The sequence below is a fragment of the Novosphingobium sp. AAP83 genome (genome assembly GCF_001295795.1).
Lineage (GTDB): Bacteria > Pseudomonadota > Alphaproteobacteria > Sphingomonadales > Sphingomonadaceae > Novosphingobium.
This window is the reverse complement of the sequence record NZ_LJHY01000016.1, coordinates 529,812-553,121: the sequence shown is the minus strand read 5'-3', so window position 1 is coordinate 553,121 and position 23,310 is coordinate 529,812. Positions and strand designations below refer to the sequence as shown.

The window sequence follows — 23,310 nt, the reverse complement described above, 5'->3', positions numbered from 1 at the left end:
CGTGGACGTTGCAATAAGCGAATGGAAATGGGTGAAATGAACGAACGTATTGAGCGTAGCGGCCTTAAAGTTGACGCCGAACTTAGCCAGTTTATCGATAGCGAAGTGCTTGGGCCGCTTGGGCTGGATGCAAATGCGTTCTGGCAGGGCTTTGCTGTGCTGGCAGGCAGGTTTGCACCCGAAAACCGCGCCCTTTTGGCCAAGCGCGATGCGCTTCAGGCTTTGGTTGATGCTTGGCATCGTGATCGCAAAGGCAAATCCATCGATCTGGGTGAATACCGCGCGTTTCTGACTGAAATCGGCTATCTGGTGGCTGAACCTGAAGCATTCACTATCGGCACGCAAAACGTCGATCCGGAAATCGCGACGATGGCAGGGCCGCAATTGGTTGTGCCGGTGCTGAATGACCGTTTTGTGCTGAACGCTGCCAATGCGCGGTGGGGCAGCCTTTATGATGCGTGGTATGGCACCGATGCGCTCGATGCTCCTGCTGCACGGCCCGGCGGCTATGATGCCGATCGCGGCGCGGCGGTGGTTCGCGCAGGCCGCGTGTTCCTTGATCAGACCTTCCCGCTTTCGGGGATGAGCTGGAACGACTGGGACGGTGACGGCGTGCCACCGCTGGCCGATGCCAGACAGTTTGCGGGCCACAAGCCGGGCAGCGTGCTGTTGCGCAACAATGGCCTTCATGCCGAAGTGGTGCTTGATCGTACGCATCCGGTGGGCAAGGCCGATAAGGCAGGCATCGCCGACATCGTGCTGGAATCAGCGCTGACCGCGATTGTCGATCTGGAAGATTCGGTTGCGGCGGTTGATGCCGAGGACAAGCTGCTGGCCTATCGCAACTGGCTGGGCCTGATGCGCGGCGATCTTGAGGCGCGCTTCCAGAAGGGCGGCCAGACGATGAGCCGTAAACTGGAGGCGGACCGCACATGGACCGCGCCTGATGGTGGGACGCTGACCCTGCCGGGGCGCAGCCTGTTGTTTGTGCGCAATGTCGGCCATTTGATGACCAACCCGGCCATCCTGCTGGCAGACGGCTGCGAGATCCCGGAAGGTATTATGGACGCGGTCATCACTTCGGCCATCGGAATGCACGATGTGAAGGGACTGGGGCCTTTGCGCAACAGCCGCGCGGGCAGCATCTACATCGTCAAACCCAAGATGCACGGGCCGGAAGAAGCTGCTTTCACCAACGATCTGTTTGATGCGGTCGAGGAATTGCTGGGGCTTGAGCGCCACACCGTGAAGGTGGGCGTGATGGACGAAGAGCGCCGCACTTCGGCCAATCTGGCTGCTTGCATCGCAGCCGTGCGTGACCGCATCGTGTTCATCAACACCGGCTTCCTTGACCGGACGGGTGATGAAATCCACACATCGATGCAGGCAGGCGCGATGATCCGCAAGGGCGCGATCAAGGGCTCTGGCTGGATCGCGGCTTATGAAAAGCGCAATGTTTGCATCGGTCTGGCGCAGGGGCTTTCGGGCAAGGCGCAGATCGGCAAAGGTATGTGGGCCGCGCCCGACATGATGCACGACATGATGGAGCAGAAGATCGCGCATCCCCGCACCGGCGCGAACACGGCTTGGGTGCCATCGCCCACGGCGGCAACGCTGCACGCTATGCACTATCATCAAGTCAACGTGTTCAATCTGCGCACTGCGGTGGCGCAAGAGCTCACGCCGGATCTCGATGCGTTGCTGGCGATCCCGCTGGCTGGTAGCATTAACTGGTCGGAAGCCGAAGTGGCCGAGGAACTGGACAACAACGCGCAAGGGCTGCTTGGCTATGTCGTGCGCTGGATTGATCAGGGCGTGGGCTGTTCAAAGGTGCCGGATATCAACGATGTGGGTCTGATGGAAGACCGTGCAACGCTGCGCATTTCCAGCCAGCACATGGCGAATTGGCTGCTGCATGGCGTGGCTACCAACGCGCAAGTGATGGACAGCCTGAAGCGTATGGCGACCAAAGTTGATGCACAGAACGCGGGCGATCCGCTCTATGAACCGATGGCCGGAAATTGGGAGGAAAGCTTCGCCTTCCGCGCGGCGTGTGATCTGGTGTTCAATGGCATCGAACAGCCCAACGGCTATACCGAACCGCTGCTGCACGCATGGCGTTTGAAGAAGAAGGCGGCGCAGGCGAAAGAGGCTGAACTGGCCTAAGCTTTTGACCTGAGAAACCCAGCCCCCAGTCATGTCGAGCGAAGCCGAGACACTTGGACGTGAGGTGTCTCGATTTCGCTCGACATGAATCGGGGGCTGGGGACGTTACTTTGTCAGCACCCGCGCGATGCTGACGAACTCTGCCACGTCCAAAGTTTCCGCGCGGCGCTGGCTATCAATGCCCAGCACTTCCAGCGCATCAATCGCACCCGGCAGGCCCTTCAGCGATTGACGCAGCATTTTGCGGCGTTGGCCGAAGGCTGCTTCGGTCACGCGTTCGAGCATGCGGGCCGAAACGCCTTCAGGCATTGCGGCCGGCTCTACATGGATGATGGCGGACATAACTTTGGGCGGCGGGGTGAAGGCGCTGCGGTGCACTTTCATCGCGATCCGCGGGACAGAGCGCCACTGCGCCAGCACGGCCAAGCGACCATAAGCATCTGATCCGGGGGCGGCGATGATGCGTTCGGCCACTTCCTGCTGGAACATCAGAGTCAGCGATTTCCACTGCGGCGGCCACGATTGGCCCGAAAGCCAGCCAGTGAACAGCATCGTACCGACATTGTAGGGCAGGTTCGCCGCTACATGCCACGGCCCGTTAAACAGCGTTTCCGGCGCGATCTTGGTGGCATCGCCCTGAATAACGGTCAATTGATCGGGAAAGGCTTCGGACAATTCGGCGAGCGCGGGCATGCAGCGCTTATCCATTTCAATCGCTGTTACGTTTGCGCCCGCGCGCAGCAAGGCGCGTGTCAGGCCACCGGGGCCGGGGCCGACTTCAAGGACGTTCTCGCCCTTCAGCTTGCCCGGAACCGTGGCAATACGGCTGAGCAATTGCTCGTCAAACAGGAAATTCTGGCCGAGCGCCTTGGTGGCGATCAACCCGTGGCGGTTTACGATGTCGCGTAAGGGCGGGAGGTTATCGGTCATAGTCCTGCTCTCCGCAGCGCGCATTCGCCTGCCATGCGCAGCGCGGCGACCGTCGGCCCCACGCGCGCGGTGCCCGTTCCGGCGATCGCAAATGCGGTGCCGTGATCGGGCGAAGTGCGGATGATCGGCAGGCCCAGCGTGACGTTGACGCCTTCATCGAAATCCAAGGCTTTCATCGGGATCAGCGCCTGATCGTGATACATGCAGATTGCCACGTCATAAGTTTTGCGGGCCTCTGCATGAAACATCGTGTCAGGCGGAAGCGGGCCGAAGGCGTTGATGCCAGCTTCGCGCAGCAGCGCAACAGCAGGCGCGACAATATCGGCGTCTTCGCGGCCCATCCGGCCATCTTCGCCCGCATGAGGATTTAGGCCTGCCACAGCAAGGCGCGGGTTGGCGATGCCGTAATCGCGGGTAAGCGCGGCGGCGGTGATCGCAGCGCGGTTGCGGATCAGTTCGGTGCTCAGCAAATCGGGTACAGCGCGCAGCGCCACGTGAACGGTAATCGGCACGACCCGCAAGCTTGGCCCTGCCAGCATCATCACCGCGTTTTCGGGCGATATGCCACAGGCTTGCGCAACATATTCGGTTTGGCCGGGGTAATCAAAGCCGATGCGTGCCAAGCGGCTTTTGGCGATGGGGCCGGTGATGAGCGCCGATGCCGCGCCCGAACGGACAAGGCCGGTGGCCGATGATAAAGCATCCAGCGCCAGCGTCGCGCCCGCGTCACACGGCTCACCGGGGGTGTAATCCAGATCGCCGATATCCAGCACCGGAAGGGCATCGGCGAAACACCCGGCCACTTCATCGGGCGATTTGACCGCACAGATCGGTATATTCAACCCACGGCGGCGCGCAGCGGCTTCGACCAAACGGGCTGACCCGACTACGAAAAAGTGCGGCAAACTCTCTGCTGCGCGCAGACACCAAGCGGCTGCGGCCAGCTCTGGGCCGATGCCTGCGGGATCACCGATGGAGAGCGCAAGGGGAAGCGTCATGCGCCTCCCCTAAACGCTTGGGTGCCGCTTGGCGACAATCAGTTGTATTCAATCACCGCATCGCGACGAAGATCGCGCAAATAGGTTTGTGCACGCTTGTTCACGCGGTCATCCTCGATTTGCGACATCAGTTCGTCAAAGCTTGGGCCGCTGGCGACTTGCGGATCATCGCGGCCGCACAGCATCAACACGCGTACACCCTCTTCGATGGAGCCGAATGGAGGCGTAGTCTGGCCGAGTGGCAGGGCGAGCAGGGTATCTTGCAGCGCGCCCGGCAGATCGCGAGCCTTGATCTGATCGTTGGCAACAACCGATGCGCCGATCTTGGTAGCCTGCGTTTCGGCATCGCCGCAGCCCTTGATCGTCTTGACCATGGCGGCAAATTCAGCAGCCTTTTTGCCCGCGGCGTCGCTGCTGAGGCCCTTGGGGAATTCGATCGAGATCTGCTTGAGGCTGAGCAGCGCATCGCGTGGATCGGCCGTAAGCACCTGACGCTTATCAATCAGATAGAGGATTGAAAAACCGCCGCGGATTTCAACCGGACCTGCCAATTGCCCGGGGGCCATGCCAATGGCCGTTGCGCCCAGTTCAGGGGGAAGTTGGGCCAAACGGATCCAGCCAAGATCGCCGCCAACCGCAGCGGTTGAAGCTTCGGAATACTGGCGTGCATAAGCCACAAAGCTGCCGCCTTCTTTCAGCTGTTCGACAATCTTTTCAGCGTTGGCAAAGACTTGTGCTTTGTTAACGTCGCTGGCGGCAAGGAAGATTTCGCCGATGCGGTATTCCTCGGTGCCCTTTGAAGCCTGCAAACGCTGCATCATTTCAGTCACTTCGCCTTCCGCCACATTGACGAATGGCTGGACGTTGCGGCGGAGCAGGTTCTGCCATGCCAATTCGCCCCGGATCTGGCGCTTCAGCGAGGCAGAAGATGAGCCAACGCGGGTGAGGTACTTTTCCATCGCTTCAGGCGATTGACCAAAGTTCTGGGACGCAACGCGGTCATAAGTCGCGTCAACCTGCGCATCATCGACCGGCGCATCAGCGGCCTTCGCCTCTTGAATTTGCAAGGTTTCATCGATCAGGTTGCGCAAAACCTGCATGCGCAAACGGTCAAGTTCTTCGCCATCGACTTTGTTACCATTGGCCGAAACGATCAGGGCCAAGCGGTGTTCAACATCGGTGCCGGTGACGATTTCGCCATTGATGATGGCGGTCGCGCGGCGGACGTTAGGATCATTTTTGCCGAACATCACCGGGTTGGCAGGGATGTTCAGCGGCGAATTCGCGCCTTGCGCCAATACCGGGGTGATAGCCACAGCCGCTATGCCAAAGGCGAGAGCGGCGGTGCCAATCGTGCGGGTGATCTTCAGTTTGGACATCATAATCAGGGTAATCGTCCTGTCGAACTGGCGCTTCAACGGCGGCCTTCTGATACTCTCGGGTTTGTGACCGCACGCGGCTTAACCCAAGATGAGTGGCGCATTGGGCGCAAAAGGGCAAGATGGCGCGCTATTTCACCCCGAGGTTCTTGAGGGAAAGTGAAATCTGGAACGAGTTGCCGCGCACAGCATCGCCAATGTTCACATAATCGCGCCGCCATGTGAATGACAAATCGAGGCAATCATCGGTCCAAGCCACGCCCAACCGGTGGCGCAACATCTGGTATCCATCAGAAGATCCGGTCGGGTCCTCATCACGGTTCGTCAGGTTGACGATGGTTGATCCAAACACCGAAAATGTGCGCGTTATTGGCGTGCGGGCGGCAAAGCGCAGTTCTTCACGGTCTTGCAAATCTTCAAAGCTGCTGGCGATGTTGCGGTTCAGCTTGAGGTAGCCCGCTTCCAGATAGCGGCGATGATTGCCCAGCGTGACGTCAGCTTCATTGCGCCGAAGGGCAAAGCTGTCCTTATCCAGCCGGTAACGATGCGTCAGTTTGACGATATCCCCAAAGCGCACGGTGGTGCGGCCCACAAAATCGGATGTTCGGCGGCTGAGGCCGGTACCTTCGGGCAGGAGCGAGTTCTGGTTGGACAAGCGATAGCTTTGGCCCAGCGTGGTCGTCACGCGCAGGCCGGGACGCTGGAAGCTCCAGTCAAAGCCATAGGTAAAGCGCACGCCGTCTTCGATCCGGTCGTTCCCCGGAAAGCGGTTGAGCGCGAAAAGGTTCGTGTCTTCCAGATCGACCGAGCGTGAATCTTCGTTCGGAATTTCGAAGTTGCGCACGCCGGGGGTGGCTACCACCTGAAAACGCGGGGTCAGCACTTGCGCGCCGCCAAACAGGCCGCCGACGAACGGCCACTTCACATCCAACGCCGCAGTGGCGATGCCGCGCGTTTGCCAGCCGGGTAGCCCGCGATAGGTTGGTGTAGCGGTGAATTCGTTGTCGGAACTGTGATAGACATCGCCGCGCACAAGGCCGGTCAGCGTTACTTCCTGACCCAAACCGGTGATCGTGCGAAAATCCCATTGTGCGCGGGCGAAGGCACGCTGGCTGTCTTGTCCCGCAGTTCGCACGATGGCGAGACTGTTGGCCTGCAATTCGAACTTGCCAGGTAAGCCCTCGATGGTCAGGCGGCGGCGGTAATCGATCGCGGGCAGGGCCAGCGGTACTAATCCTTGCGGATCGTTGACGCGCACGGTTTGGGTGGCCCAGCCTGCGATGCTGAAATAGCTGTCTTTATCGATCCGCTCTATATTCAGCGAAGAGCGCAAACGGTCATCGCGGCTGATGTCATAACGGCGCAGGAACGTGCGGTCAGACGCAAGGCGGCCATAACCGGTTAGGCTCCATTCGGGCGAGAACTGGAGCTTGCCGTTCGCCTCGATATAACCGCGCCATGATTGCTGGCCGGTGGGCGTGGTGTTGATCGGTGCGCCAAGCGGGATCAGCCCGCTTCGCGTGGCATACCCGGTGATTTGGAACGCGCCCAGATTGGTCAGGTGACGATACTTGGCGGTCAACATCGGCAGCGAGCCGGTGTAGAACGTGCCTGTTACGGCCAGATCGCGATTGTCGGCGATACGCCAGTACCATGTCTCGCTGATTTCTGCTCCGTTGGCTGCGCCCAGCCGAAAATCGGGGATCAGCAAGCCGCTTTCCGCGCGGAAATCTGATGTGTGACCAAGCCCCGGCAGCGGCAGGATCGGGATGCCGAACATGCGCAGCGTTGCGCCAAAGTATTTGACGCGCTTTTCCTTGGCATCGAAAAATACGCGGGCGGCGGTGACTTCCCAACTGGGCTTTTTGGCGCAGCCTTTGCCATCTTCGACCGAACAGCCCGAATAGGCCACTTGATCGAGCGTTATGTTGCCTTCGGCATCGCGCGCGCCACTTTCTGCCGCCAACCTGCCACCTGCGCGAAGCACGATCAGCAAATCTTCAATCGCGCCTGCTTTGAACGTGTCGGTCAATTCGACCTTGTCGGTATAGACGATGTTGCCATCCACATCGACGAAGCGGATGTTGCCGGTGGCCATAATCTGACCGGTCTTGCGATCCCAAACCACGTTATCAGCACGCACCGTCTGATCGACATGGCGCAGAACCACACCGCCGTTTGCTGTGACCAGTTCCTGTTCGCTATCGTAGCGTACTTTATCAGCTTCGAACCGGATCAGGTCTTGCGTTGCTGATTCGCTTGCGGGTGAGGCCGCCTTGACTGGCACTGTGGCACTAGGGGCAGGGCTCTCTTGCGCGGATGCCGGTGAGGCCAATAGCGCCGCAAACACGAGCGCGGGCGCGGGCCAAAGGGCTATTCGCGTTGCGTGCGCAGAACGCAAGCGTCGATCAAAGGCTTGCGGCTGCTGCCGCCGGGCGGGTTGCATGCGCTTGCCTATCGCACCAGTGCACCTTAACTGCAATTACACAAATGCCGCTTTGGCCAAGGTTTGCGTCAAAGTGTGTCGTCTTTTTCGACAGGAGTGCCCTTGATGAACGTCGTTTTCCGTACCAGCGATGCCACATTGCCCCGCCTCGTGGCACGGTTGGTTGCAAAAGATGCGCTGCCTGCTGATCTTGATGCGGTATTGCGCGAAGGTGCAGGCGCGGCGCGGTTTTCCGGCAAAACGGGCCAAGTGTTCGAAGCTTTTGTCAGTGGCGATGCCGGTATGGTGCGGCTGGCACTGACCGGAATCGGCAAGGCGAGTGGGGCCGACAAGCTGTCAGCGCTGGAAAAAGCAGGCGCGGCTTTGACCGCAAAGTACCTGACTTCGGGAGAAACTTCGCTGGCGATTGATTTTGCCGGATCTGGCCTTTCGGGCACCGAAGCGGCTGCTTTGCTGCTTGGCGCGCGGCTGCGCAGTTGGCGGCATGATGTCTATCGCACGAAGTTGACCGATGAGCAGAAGGTATCGCTTACCGAAGTGATCGCTGTTAGCGCACCCGAAGGCACGGCTGCTGCCTGGGAGATCGAAAGCGCGGTTGCAGAAGGCGTTGAATTCACGCGTGAACTCGTCGCCGAACCCGCCAATATCATTTATCCCGAAAGCTTCGTTGAACGCGTTAAGGCGCGGCTTGAAGGCATGGGCGTTGAAATTCTGGTGCTGGGCCTTGCCGAAATGACCGCGCTCGGCATGGGCGCTTTGCTAGGCGTGGCACAAGGCTCGGTGCGCGAACCCAAGCTTCTGGCGATGCGCTGGAAGGGTGCAGACGTCGACAAGCCCACTGCATTTGTCGGCAAGGGCGTGACCTTCGATACCGGGGGCATCTCGATCAAGCCTGCGGCCGGCATGGAAGACATGAAGTGGGACATGGGCGGTGCGGGTGCCGTGGCGGGCACGATGCTCACCCTCGCGCGGCGCAAGGCCAAGGCCGACATCATCGGCGTCTGCGGGCTGGTGGAAAACATGCCCGATGGCAATGCGCAGCGCCCCGGAGACGTGGTCACATCAATGTCGGGCCAGACGATCGAGGTTATCAATACTGACGCTGAAGGTCGTCTGGTACTTTGCGATGCGCTCACCTGGGTGCAAAAGGAATATGCGCCCGCAACGATCATCGATCTTGCCACGCTGACCGGCGCGATCATCGTTTCACTCGGTAGCGAGTATGGCGGCATGTTTGCCAATGATGATGCATTGGCGGCCAGCCTTGATGCTGCGGGCAAGACGTGCGGTGACAAGCTGTGGCGCTTCCCGATTGGCCCTGCCTACGACAAGCTGATCGACAGCCCCATTGCCGATATGAAGAACGTCGGCCCGCGCTATGGCGGATCGATCACAGCGGCGCAGTTCATCCAGCGCTTTGTCGATAAGGGCGTGGCGTGGGCGCATCTGGACATCGCCGGTATGGTCTGGGCGGATAAGCCCGGGCAGACGTGGGACAAGGGCGCGACCGGGTATGGCGTGCGCTTGCTCGATCAATACGTCCGCGACGTGTTGGAGGCCTGATCGCCCGTGCCCAAAATGCGGCGCAAATCCGATCTGCCGACGAAGATTTGCGCCGGTTGTGGCTTGCCGTTTGCTTGGCGCAAAAAGTGGGAGCGCGATTGGGACAATGTGAAGTTTTGTTCTGACCGGTGCCGCAGCGGAAAAGGGAAAATGGCCTGATGCGCGTCGATTTCTACCAATTGACCAAGGACTCTGCCGAACAGGTGTTGCCGCAGATTGCGCGCAATACGCTGAAAGCGGGTGAGCGGTTACTGGTGGTTTCAGACGACGCCGCGCAACTGAAGCGCACCAGCGAGGCATTGTGGACGCGCCTGCCTGATACGTTTCTCGCCAATGGCCATGCGGCTGATCCCCATGCCGATCGCCAGCCGATCCTGCTTTCGTCGGAAGTTGCGCCCGCCAACGGTGCAAAGTTCATGGCGTTGGCCGATGGCGTATGGCGCGATGGCGATTTTGCGCGCGTATTCCTCCTCTTTCCGCCCGATCGCATTGATGACGCAAGAGGTTGCTGGCGTATGCTAGGGCAGCGCGAGGGCGTGGAGCGCCGATATTGGCGGCAGGACGGCGGCAAGTGGGTCGAGGGGCCTTGAGGCTGCTGTCTCGTTTCAAACGCCGCATCTTGCACCGCAGCACAAAGACCGCTAGGGGCGCGGCCAACGAAATTCCACACATCGCAAGGAACATCCCATGGCGGTTACCCGCACTTTCTCGATCATCAAGCCTGACGCAACGCGTCGCAACCTGACCGGCGCAGTCGTCAAGATGCTGGAAGAAGCGGGCCTGCGCGTCGTTGCTTCCAAGCGCATCCACATGAGCCGCGCACAGGCAGAAGGCTTCTATGCCGTTCACAGCGAGCGTCCTTTCTTCAACGATCTGGTTGAATTCATGATCTCCGGCCCGGTGGTTGTGCAGGTGCTGGAAGGCGAGAACGCGATGCAGCGCAACCGCGACATCATGGGCGCCACGAACCCTGCCAATGCCGAACCCGGCACGATCCGCAAGGAACTGGCCGAATCCATCGAAGCCAATACCGTTCACGGTTCGGACTCGGATGAAAACGCTGCGATCGAAATCGCGTATTTCTTCAAGCCAGAAGAGATTGTCGGCTGATCGTTTCGTCGATCTAACGTGCAAAAGGGCTGGAGCAGCGATGCTCCGGCCCTTTTTTCTTGTGTGAATGAATGTTGCTTGTTTGCAACGCTATATTAAAATAATTGTTATAGGCTAGAACCGAATTTGTATGGACGGCCTGTCAATGCCATGACCCAGCTGTTCCATTACGAGAACGTGCGGCCCCCACTTCGGGTCTAATCAGAGAGGATACCTGTGAGCACCAACCGTGCATCTGCGCGCCTTTTTTCGCGTGCCAGCATCATCGCAGCGGCAGCCTTTGCCATAGCTCATCCCGCCTTCGCCCAAGAGGCGACTGAAACCGCCGATAACGGCAACGAAATCATTGTGACCGCGCAAAAACGCGCGCAGTCGCTGTCAGACGTTTCGCTTTCTGTGTCCGCTGTCGGCACTGAACAGCTTGCAGCCAATAACACCGTAACGCTTGAAGGCCTGCAAGCCCTGGTGCCCTCGATAAGCTTCGGCAACGATTTCAACTTCGCCAAGCTGTTCATTCGCGGGATTGGCTTGTCGAGCTCGTTGGCAGGGGTTGATCCTTCGGTTGCGCTTCACGTTGATGGCGTCGTGGTTTCGCTCGCACAAGCACAGCTTGGATCGATGTTCGATCTCCAGCGCGTTGAAGTGCTGCGCGGCCCCCAGGGCACGCTTTATGGCCGTAATGCCACGGGTGGCGCAGTCAACCTGATCACGGCCAAGCCAACCGATACGCTGGACGGTTATATCCGCCAGTCGTTTGGCGGCGATGCCCTGCTGATCCAGACTGATGCCGCCATTGGTGGTCCCATTGCCGAGGGCGTTCGTGGCCGTCTTGCAGTGCAGCGCATCAAGCGTGACGGTTTTGGCGTCAACGAATTCACCGGCAACGAGATCGACAACCTGAACCAGTGGTCGGGCCGTGCGCATCTAGAATTTCTGCCTTCGGATTCGGTGAATATTCTGCTGACCGGTGAATACCACAGCGAAGACGACCGTTCGTTGGCGATCAAGTTTCGCGAAGTTTCGTTCCCCGGCGTTCTGAACGATGCGGTTGCGCAAAATGACGGGTTGAGCGCGCTCGGCCAGCGCCGGAACGCCGATGGCAGCCAGGCGAGCTTCTCGACCAATCCACGAAACATCAACACGAACTTTGACCCAATCAATGACCGTGAGCAGTGGGCGTTGACTGCGGCGATCACCGTGGACGCCAGCGATTCGCTGACGTTCAAATCGCTGACCAGCTACCGTGCATTTGACGCCATCTTCTTCCACGATTTCGATATGTCGTCGTATCTTGGTTATGCTCTGGCACAGACCAACGCGTTGCAGAGCAGCGCTAATCACTGGCAGCCTGTGTTCCAGCACCAGTTCAGCCAGGAACTGCAAGCGAACGTCGATACCGACAAGTTCCACGGCGTGTTCGGCCTGTTCTATCTCGACGAAAACGTGCGGACCGAGAACCACATCGGCCTTGATGTGCTGACTAACACCGATCCGTTCCGCATCCAGTTCGATGGCCAGCTTGATATCAAGGCCTATGCGGCATTCGCAAACATGACCTACGACTTGTCCGACAAGCTCTCGGTCAAGGGTGGCGCGCGCTACAGCTGGGAAGAACGCCGTCTGCGCAACCAGACGGGCCTTGGCGCCCCTGCTCTGAACCGGCTGGTGCTTGATCCGCTGCAGTGGGATGCCACCAAGAGCTGGGACGATTTCTCGCCATCGCTTGGCCTTGAATTCCGTCCCAACGATGATCTGATGGTGTACGGTAACTGGTCGCGCGGCTTCAAGAGCGGCACAGCTGAAATCGGCTCAACCCGCCGCCTGTCGCCAACTCAGCCACTACCATTCGTCAATCCTGAAAAGGTTGAGGCGTTCGAAGTGGGCGCAAAGTATGCTGCCGGTGGCCTCAGCGCTAACCTTGCCGTGTTCTTCCAGCGTTTGAAGGATGGCCAGTTTTCGCTGACCCGCCCGATCCCGGCACCGCCGTTTTTCACCAGCACTTTGACCAACGCTGCTGTCTCTGAAGCCTACGGCGCTGAATTCGATCTGCTGTATCGCGCAGGTGCATTCACGCTGTCTGCTTCGGTGAACTATCTCCATTCGGAATTCACCAGCTTTACAGCATCCGATCCGCTTGATCCGCGATTGTTTGCGCCGGGCGCAAATGAAGCGCTTTTGGTCAAGGACTTGTCAGGCAATGCCACGCGCATGAGCCCCAAGTGGAGCATCAATGTCGCCCCGACCTACGATATCGACGTCAGCAATGGCGGAACGGTACGTTTGGGCACCAACGTTGCCTATCGCAGCAAGCAGTTCCACACCGAATTCAACGATGATCGCATGGCGCAGGATGGCTATATCCAGCTTGATGCTAACGTGATGTACCGCCATCCCGGTGACCGTTTCTCGGCCAACTTCTGGATGCGCAATATCACCAACGAGCTGGTCTACGCCGGCAGCTTCGCGATTTCGACCAGCCGCGCAATCGGTGGCACGCTGATGCCGCCACGCACCTATGGCCTAACGCTCGGCTACGAATTCTAATCTACTCCGCCCTTGCGTCGCGGGGAAGGGAATCTCAAGGGCCGCCGGTTTGATCCGGCGGCCCTTTTTGTTATGGGGTCGGCCCAAGGGAGATTCGATCATGCAAGGTATGGGTGCTGGCGCTGGTGGCGAAGATTGCCCCTTCGCGTTCAATTTTGATGCGGCCACGTTCAAGGTTGGTGATGTGGTCAGCTATCGCGTGGTCGGCAACCCTACATTCCAAGACATGCCGTTCGTTGGGGAACTGGTTGAGGTTCACGACGATTTTGTCGTGCTTTTGCCCGATTCCAGCAATCCTGATTTGCGCTATCGCGGCACGCGCGAAACCCGCCCTGAGGTTAGCGCCGATCAGATATAAGCGGTTTGCAGCCTGATCACATGCGCAGCCAGCACGCGCGAATAAAGCTGGTGTTCGGCAATCAGCACACGGGCGGCCAGCGTGTCGCCCGTATCGCCCGGAATGATCGCAACCGGCGTTTGCCCAAGCACCGGGCCATCATCGAGTTCGGCCGTAACAAGGTGGACGGTGCAGCCGCCATGCGGATCACCTGCTTCAATCGCGCGATCATGGGTGTGCAGGCCCTTGTATTTGGGCAGGAGCGAAGGGTGGATGTTCAGCATCCGGCCTTCCCACCTGCTCACAAATTCGGGGCTGAGGATGCGCATATAACCGGCCAGCGCAATCACCCGCGCGCCCGATTGCAGCACTTGAGCCTCCATTAGCGCATCGTGCTCGGTGCGCGGTATGCCCTTGTGCGGCAGACAGAACGTGGCGACGCCCTCGGCCTGCGCCAGTTTCAAACCGGACGCATCGGGATTGTTGGAAAGAACAAGCACGATCTCGTAAGGGCAATCGGCCGCACGGCTGGCATAGAGCAGCGCGGCCATATTGGTTCCGCTGCCTGATACGAATACGGCGACAGGCGTGCGTTCAGCCAAGATGAACAGCTTCCCAAGGCGCGCGGGCTGACCACGTTTCCGTGCTGCCGGTAACCGTGCAGCCCTTTTCGCCTGCAACGATCTCGCCAATGCGGAAGACTTCTTCGCCTGCTGCGGCAAGGTCTGCCGCCAAGGCATCTGCTGTGTCGGGCGAAACCGCCAGCACCATGCCGATGCCGCAGTTGAACGTGCGCGCCATTTCCTCGGGCTCGATATGCCCTTGCGCTTGAAGGAACGCCATCAGGCGGCTCTGTTCCCAGCTATCGGCGTTGATGCTGGCGTGTAGGCCACGGGGCAGCACACGCGGCACGTTTTCGAGCAAGCCGCCGCCGGTGATGTGGGCCAGCGCATTGATCCGGCCAGAGCGGATGAACGGCAGCAACGTCTTCACATAAATGCGAGTCGGCTCGATCAGATAGTCGATCAACAGGCGTTCGTTATCGAACAGGGCGGGGCGGTCCAGTTTCCAGCCTTTGTCAGCGGCCAGACGGCGCACCAGCGAATAACCGTTGGAATGGACGCCTGATGAGGCAAGGCCGAGCAACACGTCGCCAGCAGCCACACGGTCGCCGGTCAATTGCTCGCCACGTTCAACTGCGCCGACGCAGAAGCCCGCAAGGTCATAATCGCCATCGGCATACATGCCCGGCATTTCAGCCGTTTCGCCCCCGATCAGCGCACATCCGGCCATCTTGCAGCCTTCGGCAATGCCCGCAACAACGCGCTCCGCTACGCCATTATCAAGGCGTCCCGTTGCAAAATAATCGAGGAAGAACAGCGGTTCAGCGCCTTGGACGATGAGGTCGTTGACGCACATGGCCACCAGATCGATGCCGATCTGGTCATGCCGGTCATGATCAATCGCCAGCTTCACTTTGGTGCCAACGCCATCGTTGCCCGCCACCAGCAACGGGTCTTTATATCCTGCCGCCTTCAGGTCGAAGAACCCGCCGAAACCGCCGAGTTCCGCATCTGCGCCTGGGCGCGCGGTGGACTTCGCAAGGGGGCCGATGGCTTTCACCAATGCGTTGCCAGCGGCAATGTTCACGCCGGCTTGGGCGTAGCTGTAGCTTTCGGGCTTTTTGTCTTGATCGCTCATGGTACGCGCGCCTAGCGCTTTCCTGCTTGGATTTCCACTTGCCTTTGGGCAAAAGCGCTCGGACAAGCCGCCTTGTCCCCAAGATCGCGGTCATTCTGGTTCTGGAGTTCCCTTGGTCGCATTGCGCCTGCCTTTCGTAAACGCTTGGAATCGTAAAGCTTTGATGCTTGGTCTGGCCCTGCTTACAGGGCTGGGCGGAGTAGCTTTGCTTGCGCAGATCGAAGGTGATCGCGGGATTCCGCCGATTGCCAGCAATGGCGATTTCGAGATTCGCGGGCTGGAAGTGAACGTCAGCGGCGATAATGCTGAAGATGCGCGCACCAAAGGCTGGCGCGAAGCAGCACGCAAAGGCTGGGTTAAGCTGTGGGAATCCAACGGCAGTGGGGGCGCGGCCCCCGGCATTGATGATTCGACGCTTGAATCCATGATCTCGGCGATTGTGGTTGAACAAGAGCAGATCGGCCCACGCCGCTATATCGCGCGACTTGGCGTGATTTTTGACCGCACGCGCGCCAGCGAGCGCTTGGGGATGACCGGCGCCCGTGCACGCTCGGCGCCGATGCTGGTCATTCCGGTGCTCTATCAGGGTGGCGTGGCAACAGTCTTTGAAACGCGCAATCCGTGGCAAAAGGCATGGGCGGAATACCGCACCGGCAACAGCGCCATTGATTACGTGCGCCCCGCAGGTTCTGGCTCTGATTCGCTGCTGCTGACTGCCGGGCAGCTTGATCGCCGCAGTCGCAACTGGTGGCGGGTGATTCTCGATGAATTTGGCGCGGCTGATGTGGTCATGCCCTTGGCGCGGCTGGAGCGGGAATATCCCGGAGGCCCGGTGCGGGGCACGTTCACCGCGAGGCTTGGCCCGGATAACCTGTTCCTTGGCAGCTTTACGCTGACCGCGCGCAACGAGGCCGAAGTGCCCAAGATGCTCGAACAGGCGATCGGCAAGATGGACCGGATGTTCAGCGATGCTTTGGCAAACGGGCTATTGCGTCCTGATCCTACGTTGAATATCGCGCCGCAGGTTGATCCGGCATTGATCGACCAGTTGATTGCCGCTGAAGGCCCCGCGCGCTCGGATTCAGGCACGCAGGCAGGCCCTGACGCTGGCCCAACTGTTGCGGCCACGACTGCGGCTGTGGTGACATCGACCATCATTGTCCAGTTTGCCACGCCTGATGGTGCGGCGTTTGATGCCGGGATTGGCGCTTTGCGGGGCCTGTCCGGCGTGAAAAGTGCGATCACGACATCCACTGCAATCGGAGGAACCTCTGTCATGCGTGTGACCTATGCGGGCGAGATTGACGCCTTGGCAGCAGCGCTCAAGGCGCAGGGGTGGCGGGTGAGCGCGGGTGCCGATGCGCTTTCGATCCGCAAGTAACCAATTTCTGATTTCAAGCATATAACTGCCCAGATGTCGCAGATTGCCCTTCCGTTGGTTACCGCGCGCGGTGCCGAGACTGTTGTGCTCGGCCCATCGCTTGTGCCCGTGATCGAGGCGCTGCAAACGGCGGAACGCTGGCCGTTTCGCACGGCAATTCTGGCAGGCCCTGCGCGTTCGGGCAAAAGTCTGCTCGCGCGCTGGTTTGCCGAAAGCGGCGCGGGCGAGGCGATTGACGATGCGGATACTTGCCCCGAGCATGATCTGTTCCACCGCTGGAACCGCGCACAGGCTGATGACCGCCCGCTGCTGCTGGTGAGCAATCGCGCGCCGGGAGCTTGGGAGATTGCGCTTCCTGATCTGGCATCGCGGCTGGGCGCGGCGCTTCTGATCGAAATCGGCGCGCCCGATGATGATCTGGCTGCGGGCCTGATTGCCGAACATGCTACACGGCGCGGGCTGAATTTGAACGATCAGGTCTTGGCATATCTGCTGCCACGGCTTGAGCGCAGCCACGCCGGAATCGAGTCACTTATTGAAACAATTGACCGGCTGTCTCTTGAGCGTAAAGCACCCGTCACCATATCCCTTGTGCGCGACGCTTTGGCCGAGCGTTCCGGGGAATTCCAACCGCGCTTGCTTTAAGCGGTTGAAAGAGAGAGAACTGGGGCATGTTTAACGGCCTTATCGCATATCTGGATTCGATCCGCTCACGCGATCCCGCACCGCGTTCGCGTTGGGAAATCCTGCTCTATCCCGGGCTTTTGGCTGTGGGGTTGCACCGCATTGCGCATTGGTTGTTTGAAGCGAAGCTCTTTTTCCTTGCCCGCGCCGTCAACCACTTTTCACGCTTCGCCACCGCCATCGATATTCATCCCGGTGCCAAAATCGGCAAACACCTGTTTATCGACCACGGCTTTACCGTGATCGGTGAAACGGCGGAAATAGGCGATAATGTTACTATTTATCAGTGCGTTACACTGGGTGGCACCAATCCGGCCAATGGCGTTCCCGGTAAACGTCATCCCACCTTATGTGATAACGCCATCATCGGTTCAGGCGCACAGATTCTTGGCCCTATCACCGTCGGCCCGCGTGCGCGCGTTGGTGCAAACGCTGTGGTCACCGATGACGTGCCCGAAGGCGCCACGATGATCGGACTGAAAGCGCGCTCGACGCTGGTTCCGGCAGAAACGTGGCTCAAGGAATTCATCCCCTATGGCACGCCCTGCAAAGAGCCATGCGAGCCGCAAGGTGGCAACCGCGTAGATGATCTCGAAGCCGAAGTGGCAACGCTTAAGGCACAGGTCGCTGCACTGATCGCCAAACATACGGCTGAGGATGACCCAACGCCCGCACCACCGCCATCCAGCCGGAGGACGCGCAGCTGAGCGTGAGCAGCTCTGATCCGGGCACGCCGGGCACGATCCTGCCGTTCCCCCATGCGCGCCTGCCATCACAGGTAGCGTTTGACCGCCCCGAACTGATGCGCATCCTTGATCTCTACGGCCGCAGGGTCGCCGCCGGGTTCTGGCGCGATTATGCGATGGACTTCGGCAAGGACGCCGCCAGCTTCGCCGCCTTCAAACGCACCGCTGAACGCCCTACCGCGCGTATCGAAAAGCGTCCGTCCTTGCGCGGTAAACAAGGTATGTGGGCACTGTACGGTGAGGCTGGCCAAGTGCTCAAGCGCGGGCACGATCTCGCAGGGGTGCTATCCCCTCTGGAACGGCGGCTGATGAAGGTGGTGGAGGATTAAGCGACTTTCGGCTTGAGCAGAAAGTTCATCCAGCTGCTGGCCAAGGGTTTGTCGCGGTCGGTCTGCCAGGCTTCGGCACGGACATTTGCGATGCGGCGTCCAGCGCGGATCACCTGGCCGATGGCAAAGGTTTGCACCATCACGCCGCCGCGCAAATACTCGATCGATACGTTGACCGGCTTGATCCGCGTGGCCTTACCTTCATCCCCCAAATCGGCACGCAGGGCGATGATCGAGGCGATTTCGAGCAAGCCGCCAATTGCGCCGCCATGGATAAAGCCGGGGCGACCCACCGTGCGGTCGGAGAAATCCATCGTCAGGATCGGTACGCCATCAATGATCTGATCGATCCGCATTCCCATGGTCACCGCATAGGGCGGGAGCAGGCTGCTCAGGCGCGTGTGCAGTGCATCGCTCATGTCGAAGCCTCTTGCGCGCGCGCCGATGTTTCTGGTTCCACCTGAATGAATATTCCCGCCACGTTGGCCACAGGGTCGTTGATGTCACCATCATGCGCGATACCCCGCACAAACGCCATGGAACGCTTGATCTGGTAACATTCGGCCCAAGCGATCAGGTCTTTGCCCGGCGTTGCCGCGCGCAGATAATCGACGCGCAAATCCAGCGTCACTTGCGGCTGGAATGTTCCGCGCTTGGCCCAGACAGACATTGACGTGGTGTTGTCGAGCAGGCTGATAATCGGCCCCGTTGCCAAAACGCCGGTTTCAATATCGCCCACCAGATCTTCACGCCATGGAATGGCCATCTCGAGCCAGTTGGGGCCGTGTTTGCGATATGTCATGCCGATAAAGCCGCTATGGCTTTGCAGCGATACCATGCGATCGAAATGCGACGGATCAAACGGCATGCCCGGCGCAAGGGTGAAGCGTTCGCTGGTATTTTCAGATGGAGTGGCCATTGCGGTGCAGTGCCGGTCCGGTGCATGAATTTCAAGTGTTTTAGGTGAACGGTTAATTCTAGAACGCGCTTCCCGCTAGCGCATCAATAGCCCCTTGCAGGATCAGCGCGGCGGCATGCGAATCGATCCGTTCAGCCCGTTTGGCGCGGCTGAAATCCTGTTCGATCATCGCGCGCTCGGCTGCTTGCGTGGTCCAGCGTTCGTCCCACATCAGAATGGGCAGACCCAAATCTTCCAGATTGCGCGCCATCGCCCGCGCGCCTTGTGATCGCGGACTGCCTGATCCGTCCATGTTCAACGGCAGGCCGATCACCAGCCCTTTGACCTGTCGTTCGGCCACGAGCGCCTGCAATTGCGTCTTGTCAGCCGCAAACTTGGTGCGCCGGATGGTCTTGCCCGCTGTGGCAAAGCGCCAGAGCGGATCGCACAGCGCCAAGCCGATGGTCTTGGTGCCCGTATCGAGGCCCAGCAACACGCCGCCTTCAGGCAGGGCCGCGCGCATATCAATGACAGAATCGCAGATCATGGTTGGCGCAATGCTTCCCAAGCCTGCGTGCGCCGCGCCACATCAGCGCGAAGGTTAATCCAGAATAGCGGGATGTCATAGATGTGGTAATTGTTGCCGGGCAACACATATGGCCCCAGTTCCGGCGGGTCACCCAGCATGAGCAGGCCGGTCGTGTCATCGCAACGCGCTGGCACGGCTTTGGGAATGATTTCCCCGCTGGGGGCATCGTTAGAAGGGCGAAGTGTGCCCAGATTTGCCGATGCCGGAGCACTGCCGCCGGTGCGCCCGGTCAACGGATTGGTGCAAAGCACGGCTTGCGTGCCCTTTGCCTTGCCATCCAGTGCCGGGCGTGCACGATAGGCATCAAGTATCATCGCCGGGTCTGCCGGTTCTGCAAAGCTGCTCCATGACATGATGCACCCTTTTTGATCGGGGGCATTGCAAGATGGCAGGCCCATGACCGGAAGATCGTGTTCCACCGAAATGGGCCAGCCAATCGGGTACGCTGCCACAACGCGCGCAGCCAAGGGTTTGCCCGCAATACGATCTTTCAACAGATGCATAAGGTGCAACGCGCCCTGGCTATGCCCCGCTAGCACAATCGGTGCATCTTGTGGCGCCGCCGCAAGGAACGCATCAAACGCCACCAGCACATCGGCATAGGCCACATCCTGCGCCTGCTGGGCTTCGGGCTGGTCTGTCAGGAAAGTGCCAAACGCAGCCTGGCGATAGCGTGGTGCCCAAACTTGCGCCTGCCCGTTAAAGGCCGAAGCCATGGCGTTGACGAAGTAATCGGCGCGGCGCGCGCTATCGGGTTCGGTGACAGGAGCATTCCAGAAAGCGCGGGCAAGGTAGGATGATGGGTGGATGAAGAAGACAGCGGCCTTGCCTTGCTGGCGCGCGACACCTTGCGGTGCCCATTGCGCAGGGTCCTTCGCGCCGATATCGGGCCGTGAAATCCACATTGCCCGATTGGCATAAGCGCCAGTCGGCAAGGGCTCTTGCTTTTGAAATACCACTTGCGGCACAAAGGCATAGCGCGTCAGCTCGGTTGACCAGACGCGCAACACAAACAGCACTGCCAAGGCCAAAGCGATCAGGATCGCGACGAGATACAGGAACTTGCGCGCCACAGTTTGGCCCCCTTGATCAATCCGTGACGCGATTGGCGTCGTTGCGTGCGGCTTGCCGTTCTAGCGCGATCTTGATCATCGCGACAATCGGATCAGCCAGCATCAGCCCCAAAATTCCAAACAGCAGACCAAATACCAACTGCGCGCCCAGTACCAGCGCGGGGGCCAAGTCTGCCGTGCGCTTGGCTACCATCGGCACGATAATGTTACCATCCACGGATTGCACGATTATATAGACTGCGATGCAATAAAGCCCCATTTCCGTACCGCCGGAAAAGCCCACGATAACCATGAGCAGTCCCGAAATTGGCGCGCCAATGTTGGGCAGAAAGGCAAGCAAACCGGTCAACAGCCCTAGCAGTGCGGCCATGGGCACGCCCCACCAGGCCAGCATCGCCCATGTCGCCACACCTTCAACCGTCATGCCCAGCAAGCGCCCGAACAGCAACATGCGCAAGGCGCGGCCCATCCGCACGGCCATGCCTTCAAAGTGATCGCGGCTCTCTTCAGGCAGCATCCACGCAAAGCCGCGCCGGTACAGATCGGGTTCGATCACAAAGTAGATCGACAGGATAAAGATAAGGAAGGCGGTGGTGAAGCCGCCAAACAAGCCGCCCAGTGCGCTGGTCACTTGCCCCACACTGCCCAGCACCTGGCCTGCCACTTGCTGCAAGTTGAAGTCCTGCATCGAAAAGCCGTGGCTTGCGGCCCAGACCATCAACCGGCCAAGTTGCGCCTCGACAAGCGCCGGAAATTCAGCAGCTTGGGCAGCGATCTGGCCGCCTGCAAATGTTACCAGCCAGACAAAAAAGGACAGCGCCCCCAGCAATACCATCGTGATACGCACGCCGCGCGGCAGAAAAGGCGCAACCCTTGCGATCAGCCGCTGTCCGCCATCAATCATCGCGGCAAAGACGATGCCGCCGATAATCACCATGATCGGCTGCGCAAGGATCACAACGAGAGCGAACAGCCCGGCAACGCTCAGCCACACAGCGGCCTTTTTGGCCTCGCGCTTGATCAGGCCGTCGGAAATATCGCTGGGGCCAGCGTGCGCCCCTGTATGCAATGTGGTTTCAGGCTGATCCATTCCGGTTCAACGCTCTGCAGGGACAGGGACAGGGGCAGGGGGACGGCGCAGTTCGGGGCGCAATCTGTTCCAAGCGCGCCCGCCGCGCAAAGCCGACCACCACGTGAGCGGATTCCATGATTCGCTGCCGTCGAGCGAGAATGTGATGAATTCGGCGCGACCGCCGACATTGGCCAATGGTACCGGCCCGCCCAATCCGCGCTCTTCAATCGAAGCGCGGCTATCGGCAGAGTGATCGCGGTTGTCGCCCATCAAGAACACATGGCCTTCGGGAACGCGTGTTTCGGGGTAATTGTCGAGCACCTGATCCGTGTGATCGATAATCACATAGCTGGCTCCATTGGGCAGGATTTCGCGGAAAGCGGGAAGCTCATAGACTTCGCGCCCATCGGCCAGCCGCGTGCGATATCGCTCGAATACGTCGTAACACGGCGCGTCATCGCAGGAAATTTGCGGATCGGCGGGGATTTGTACCGGCGGCTCCACCTGTTGCGGCACAAGCTTGCCATTGAGGATGATCTGACCGTGAATCACCGCAATCCGGTCTCCCGGCAATGCGATCACCCGCTTGATGTAATCCTCGTCGCGATCCGGCGGGACTGCGATCACCACATCGCCATATTGCGGCGTGGCGGGAAGAATCCGCCTGTCGCCGCGCGGTAGCACGTGGAACGATGCCGAGACCCACGACCAGCCATAGGGGTATTTTGATACGATCAACCGGTCGCCCACCAGCAGGTTGGGCATCATCGAGATCGAAGGGATGTAAAACGGTTTGGCAATGAAGCTGTGGAACAGAACCACAGCCACCAGCATCGCCAAAAGCCCGCGAATTTCTCCCCACCAGTCAATCCCGCTTTCAGGCGGTGGTGGAGGAGGGGACAAGTCTTCCGTGGGCGGCAGGGCGTCAGGTTCGGTCAAGATGTCACTATTCCGGCAAGAGGGCGGGCCTCAATCACCACGAAAGCCTGCGCCCAGGGGTGATCATCGGTCAGCGTAAGGTGGACGAAGGCTTCATGGCCTTCAGGCGTGATCGCGGCAAGCCGGGCTGCTGCGCCGCCGGAGAGTGCCAGCGTCGGCGCACCCGACTTTGCGTTGACCACGCCGATGTTTTTCATGAACACGCCTGCCTTGAACCCTGTTCCAACCGCCTTCGAAAAAGCTTCCTTGGCGGCAAAGCGTTTGGCCAGTGTGCCCGCTTTGGTAAACGGGCGACGCTCTGCCTTGGCTTTCTCCACCTCGGTAAACACGCGGTTGAGAAAGCGTTCGCCAAATCGATCAAGCGAGTTCTGGATACGCTCAATGTTGCAGAGGTCTGATCCGATGGCGATGATCATGCAGGCGAA

The 23,310-nt window shown here is 59.6% G+C and carries 24 protein-coding genes; 11 read left to right on the top strand and 13 right to left on the bottom strand.

Going from position 1 to position 23,310, the window contains the following annotated elements; all coding sequences use genetic code 11:
* Positions 1-36 precede the first annotated feature (36 nt).
* Positions 37-2,166, top strand: a complete 2,130-nt coding sequence (locus tag IP81_RS09495; protein WP_054107780.1) for a malate synthase G — start codon at positions 37-39, stop codon at positions 2,164-2,166.
* Between the two features lie 105 nt (positions 2,167-2,271).
* Here IP81_RS09495 and rsmA read toward each other — a convergent pair whose 3' ends face one another.
* The 4 genes from rsmA to IP81_RS09475 all read right to left on the bottom strand — a co-directional run bounded on the left by rsmA (position 2,272) and on the right by IP81_RS09475 (position 7,919).
* Positions 2,272-3,096, bottom strand: coding sequence for a 16S rRNA (adenine(1518)-N(6)/adenine(1519)-N(6))-dimethyltransferase RsmA (gene rsmA / locus IP81_RS09490; RefSeq protein WP_054107710.1), 825 nt, complete (start codon positions 3,094-3,096; stop codon positions 2,272-2,274).
* Positions 3,093-4,094, bottom strand: a complete 1,002-nt coding sequence (gene pdxA, locus IP81_RS09485) for a 4-hydroxythreonine-4-phosphate dehydrogenase PdxA (protein ID WP_054107709.1) — start codon at positions 4,092-4,094, stop codon at positions 3,093-3,095. The genes rsmA and pdxA overlap by 4 nt, the downstream gene beginning before the upstream one ends.
* Before the next feature lie 38 nt (positions 4,095-4,132).
* The gene (locus IP81_RS09480; RefSeq protein ID WP_054107779.1) at positions 4,133-5,473 is read right to left on the bottom strand and encodes a peptidylprolyl isomerase; all 1,341 of its coding nucleotides are present in this window, start codon (positions 5,471-5,473) and stop codon (positions 4,133-4,135) included.
* A 130-nt stretch (positions 5,474-5,603) separates the two neighbouring features.
* On the bottom strand, positions 5,604-7,919 hold the full coding sequence (locus tag IP81_RS09475) for an LPS-assembly protein LptD (RefSeq protein ID WP_054107708.1): 2,316 nt from the start codon (positions 7,917-7,919) through the stop codon (positions 5,604-5,606).
* Positions 7,920-8,024: 105 nt separating this feature from the next.
* Between IP81_RS09475 and IP81_RS09470 the strand changes: the two genes are divergently transcribed.
* The 6 genes from IP81_RS09470 to IP81_RS09450 all read left to right on the top strand — a co-directional run bounded on the left by IP81_RS09470 (position 8,025) and on the right by IP81_RS09450 (position 13,494).
* Positions 8,025-9,482: a leucyl aminopeptidase gene (locus IP81_RS09470; RefSeq protein ID WP_054107707.1), complete on the top strand. Its 1,458-nt coding sequence runs from the start codon at positions 8,025-8,027 to the stop codon at positions 9,480-9,482.
* Positions 9,483-9,497: 15 nt separating this feature from the next.
* Positions 9,498-9,641, top strand: coding sequence for a DUF2256 domain-containing protein (locus tag IP81_RS19625; RefSeq protein WP_082356063.1), 144 nt, complete (start codon positions 9,498-9,500; stop codon positions 9,639-9,641).
* Positions 9,641-10,072 carry a DNA polymerase III subunit chi gene (locus IP81_RS09465; RefSeq protein WP_054107706.1) on the top strand — a complete coding sequence of 144 codons (432 nt, stop codon included), beginning with the start codon at positions 9,641-9,643 and terminating at the stop codon, positions 10,070-10,072. Before IP81_RS19625 ends, IP81_RS09465 begins: the two co-directional genes overlap by 1 nt.
* A gap of 97 nt (positions 10,073-10,169) precedes the next feature.
* Positions 10,170-10,592, top strand: coding sequence for a nucleoside-diphosphate kinase (ndk, locus tag IP81_RS09460; protein ID WP_054107705.1), 423 nt, complete (start codon positions 10,170-10,172; stop codon positions 10,590-10,592).
* A gap of 216 nt (positions 10,593-10,808) precedes the next feature.
* Positions 10,809-13,136, top strand: a complete 2,328-nt coding sequence (locus IP81_RS09455) for a TonB-dependent receptor (protein WP_054107704.1) — start codon at positions 10,809-10,811, stop codon at positions 13,134-13,136.
* Between the two features lie 100 nt (positions 13,137-13,236).
* Positions 13,237-13,494, top strand: coding sequence for a hypothetical protein (locus IP81_RS09450; RefSeq protein ID WP_054107703.1), 258 nt, complete (start codon positions 13,237-13,239; stop codon positions 13,492-13,494).
* Here IP81_RS09450 and purN read toward each other — a convergent pair.
* Complete coding sequence (gene purN, locus IP81_RS09445; protein ID WP_054107702.1) at positions 13,485-14,075, bottom strand: phosphoribosylglycinamide formyltransferase; 591 nt, start codon at positions 14,073-14,075, stop codon at positions 13,485-13,487. The genes IP81_RS09450 and purN overlap by 10 nt on opposite strands.
* Positions 14,068-15,174 carry a phosphoribosylformylglycinamidine cyclo-ligase gene (gene purM, locus IP81_RS09440; protein WP_054107701.1) on the bottom strand — a complete coding sequence of 369 codons (1,107 nt, stop codon included), beginning with the start codon at positions 15,172-15,174 and terminating at the stop codon, positions 14,068-14,070. The genes purN and purM overlap by 8 nt, the downstream gene beginning before the upstream one ends.
* 163 nt (positions 15,175-15,337) lie before the next feature.
* Here purM and IP81_RS09435 point away from each other — a divergent pair, with 163 nt between their 5' ends.
* Genes IP81_RS09435 through IP81_RS09420 form a run of 4 tightly spaced genes read left to right on the top strand, consistent with a single transcriptional unit; the run spans position 15,338 to position 18,314 of the window.
* Positions 15,338-16,555 carry a heavy-metal-associated domain-containing protein gene (locus IP81_RS09435; protein ID WP_231626325.1) on the top strand — a complete coding sequence of 406 codons (1,218 nt, stop codon included), beginning with the start codon at positions 15,338-15,340 and terminating at the stop codon, positions 16,553-16,555.
* Between the two features lie 33 nt (positions 16,556-16,588).
* Positions 16,589-17,200, top strand: coding sequence for a DnaA ATPase domain-containing protein (locus tag IP81_RS09430; RefSeq protein WP_054107700.1), 612 nt, complete (start codon positions 16,589-16,591; stop codon positions 17,198-17,200).
* Between the two features lie 26 nt (positions 17,201-17,226).
* On the top strand, positions 17,227-17,946 hold the full coding sequence (gene epsC / locus IP81_RS09425) for a serine O-acetyltransferase EpsC (RefSeq protein WP_054107699.1): 720 nt from the start codon (positions 17,227-17,229) through the stop codon (positions 17,944-17,946).
* 35 nt (positions 17,947-17,981) lie between these two features.
* Positions 17,982-18,314 carry a DUF2794 domain-containing protein gene (locus IP81_RS09420; protein ID WP_082356074.1) on the top strand — a complete coding sequence of 111 codons (333 nt, stop codon included), beginning with the start codon at positions 17,982-17,984 and terminating at the stop codon, positions 18,312-18,314.
* Here the strand turns inward: IP81_RS09420 and IP81_RS09415 are convergent.
* Genes IP81_RS09415 through acpS form a run of 7 tightly spaced genes read right to left on the bottom strand, consistent with a single transcriptional unit; the run spans position 18,311 to position 23,301 of the window.
* The gene (locus IP81_RS09415) at positions 18,311-18,733 is read right to left on the bottom strand and encodes a PaaI family thioesterase (RefSeq protein ID WP_054107698.1); all 423 of its coding nucleotides are present in this window, start codon (positions 18,731-18,733) and stop codon (positions 18,311-18,313) included. The two genes, IP81_RS09420 and IP81_RS09415, sit on opposite strands and share 4 nt — an antisense overlap.
* Entirely contained in the window at positions 18,730-19,233 is a 504-nt protein-coding gene (locus IP81_RS09410; protein ID WP_054107697.1) for a PaaI family thioesterase, read from the bottom strand. The genes IP81_RS09415 and IP81_RS09410 overlap by 4 nt, the downstream gene beginning before the upstream one ends.
* A 58-nt stretch (positions 19,234-19,291) precedes the next feature.
* On the bottom strand, positions 19,292-19,759 hold the full coding sequence (ruvX, locus tag IP81_RS09405) for a Holliday junction resolvase RuvX (protein WP_054107696.1): 468 nt from the start codon (positions 19,757-19,759) through the stop codon (positions 19,292-19,294).
* On the bottom strand, positions 19,756-20,874 hold the full coding sequence (locus IP81_RS09400) for a DUF3089 domain-containing protein (RefSeq protein ID WP_054107695.1): 1,119 nt from the start codon (positions 20,872-20,874) through the stop codon (positions 19,756-19,758). Before IP81_RS09400 ends, ruvX begins: the two co-directional genes overlap by 4 nt.
* 16 nt (positions 20,875-20,890) lie before the next feature.
* A complete protein-coding gene (locus tag IP81_RS09395) occupies positions 20,891-21,964 on the bottom strand; it encodes an AI-2E family transporter (protein WP_054107694.1) in 1,074 nt (357 codons plus the stop codon).
* Between the two features lie 6 nt (positions 21,965-21,970).
* Positions 21,971-22,885, bottom strand: coding sequence for a signal peptidase I (gene lepB, locus IP81_RS09390; RefSeq protein WP_369800727.1), 915 nt, complete (start codon positions 22,883-22,885; stop codon positions 21,971-21,973).
* The gene (acpS, locus tag IP81_RS09385) at positions 22,882-23,301 is read right to left on the bottom strand and encodes a holo-ACP synthase (protein ID WP_054107693.1); all 420 of its coding nucleotides are present in this window, start codon (positions 23,299-23,301) and stop codon (positions 22,882-22,884) included. The genes lepB and acpS overlap by 4 nt, the downstream gene beginning before the upstream one ends.
* Positions 23,302-23,310 lie beyond the last annotated feature (9 nt).

Coding starts and splice junctions, on each gene's coding strand:
- IP81_RS09495 (WP_054107780.1), top strand. CDS start 37: ATGAACGAACGTATTGAGCGTAGCGGCCTTAAAGTTGACGCCGAACTT.
- rsmA (WP_054107710.1), bottom strand. CDS start 3,096: ATGACCGATAACCTCCCGCCCTTACGCGACATCGTAAACCGCCACGGG.
- pdxA (WP_054107709.1), bottom strand. CDS start 4,094: ATGACGCTTCCCCTTGCGCTCTCCATCGGTGATCCCGCAGGCATCGGC.
- IP81_RS09480 (WP_054107779.1), bottom strand. CDS start 5,473: ATGTCCAAACTGAAGATCACCCGCACGATTGGCACCGCCGCTCTCGCC.
- IP81_RS09475 (WP_054107708.1), bottom strand. CDS start 7,919: ATGCAACCCGCCCGGCGGCAGCAGCCGCAAGCCTTTGATCGACGCTTG.
- IP81_RS09470 (WP_054107707.1), top strand. CDS start 8,025: ATGAACGTCGTTTTCCGTACCAGCGATGCCACATTGCCCCGCCTCGTG.
- IP81_RS19625 (WP_082356063.1), top strand. CDS start 9,498: ATGCGGCGCAAATCCGATCTGCCGACGAAGATTTGCGCCGGTTGTGGC.
- IP81_RS09465 (WP_054107706.1), top strand. CDS start 9,641: ATGCGCGTCGATTTCTACCAATTGACCAAGGACTCTGCCGAACAGGTG.
- ndk (WP_054107705.1), top strand. CDS start 10,170: ATGGCGGTTACCCGCACTTTCTCGATCATCAAGCCTGACGCAACGCGT.
- IP81_RS09450 (WP_054107703.1), top strand. CDS start 13,237: ATGCAAGGTATGGGTGCTGGCGCTGGTGGCGAAGATTGCCCCTTCGCG.
- purM (WP_054107701.1), bottom strand. CDS start 15,174: ATGAGCGATCAAGACAAAAAGCCCGAAAGCTACAGCTACGCCCAAGCC.
- IP81_RS09435 (WP_231626325.1), top strand. CDS start 15,338: ATGCTTGGTCTGGCCCTGCTTACAGGGCTGGGCGGAGTAGCTTTGCTT.
- IP81_RS09430 (WP_054107700.1), top strand. CDS start 16,589: ATGTCGCAGATTGCCCTTCCGTTGGTTACCGCGCGCGGTGCCGAGACT.
- epsC (WP_054107699.1), top strand. CDS start 17,227: ATGTTTAACGGCCTTATCGCATATCTGGATTCGATCCGCTCACGCGAT.
- IP81_RS09415 (WP_054107698.1), bottom strand. CDS start 18,733: ATGAGCGATGCACTGCACACGCGCCTGAGCAGCCTGCTCCCGCCCTAT.
- IP81_RS09410 (WP_054107697.1), bottom strand. CDS start 19,233: ATGGCCACTCCATCTGAAAATACCAGCGAACGCTTCACCCTTGCGCCG.
- ruvX (WP_054107696.1), bottom strand. CDS start 19,759: ATGATCTGCGATTCTGTCATTGATATGCGCGCGGCCCTGCCTGAAGGC.
- IP81_RS09395 (WP_054107694.1), bottom strand. CDS start 21,964: ATGGATCAGCCTGAAACCACATTGCATACAGGGGCGCACGCTGGCCCC.
- acpS (WP_054107693.1), bottom strand. CDS start 23,301: ATGATCATCGCCATCGGATCAGACCTCTGCAACATTGAGCGTATCCAG.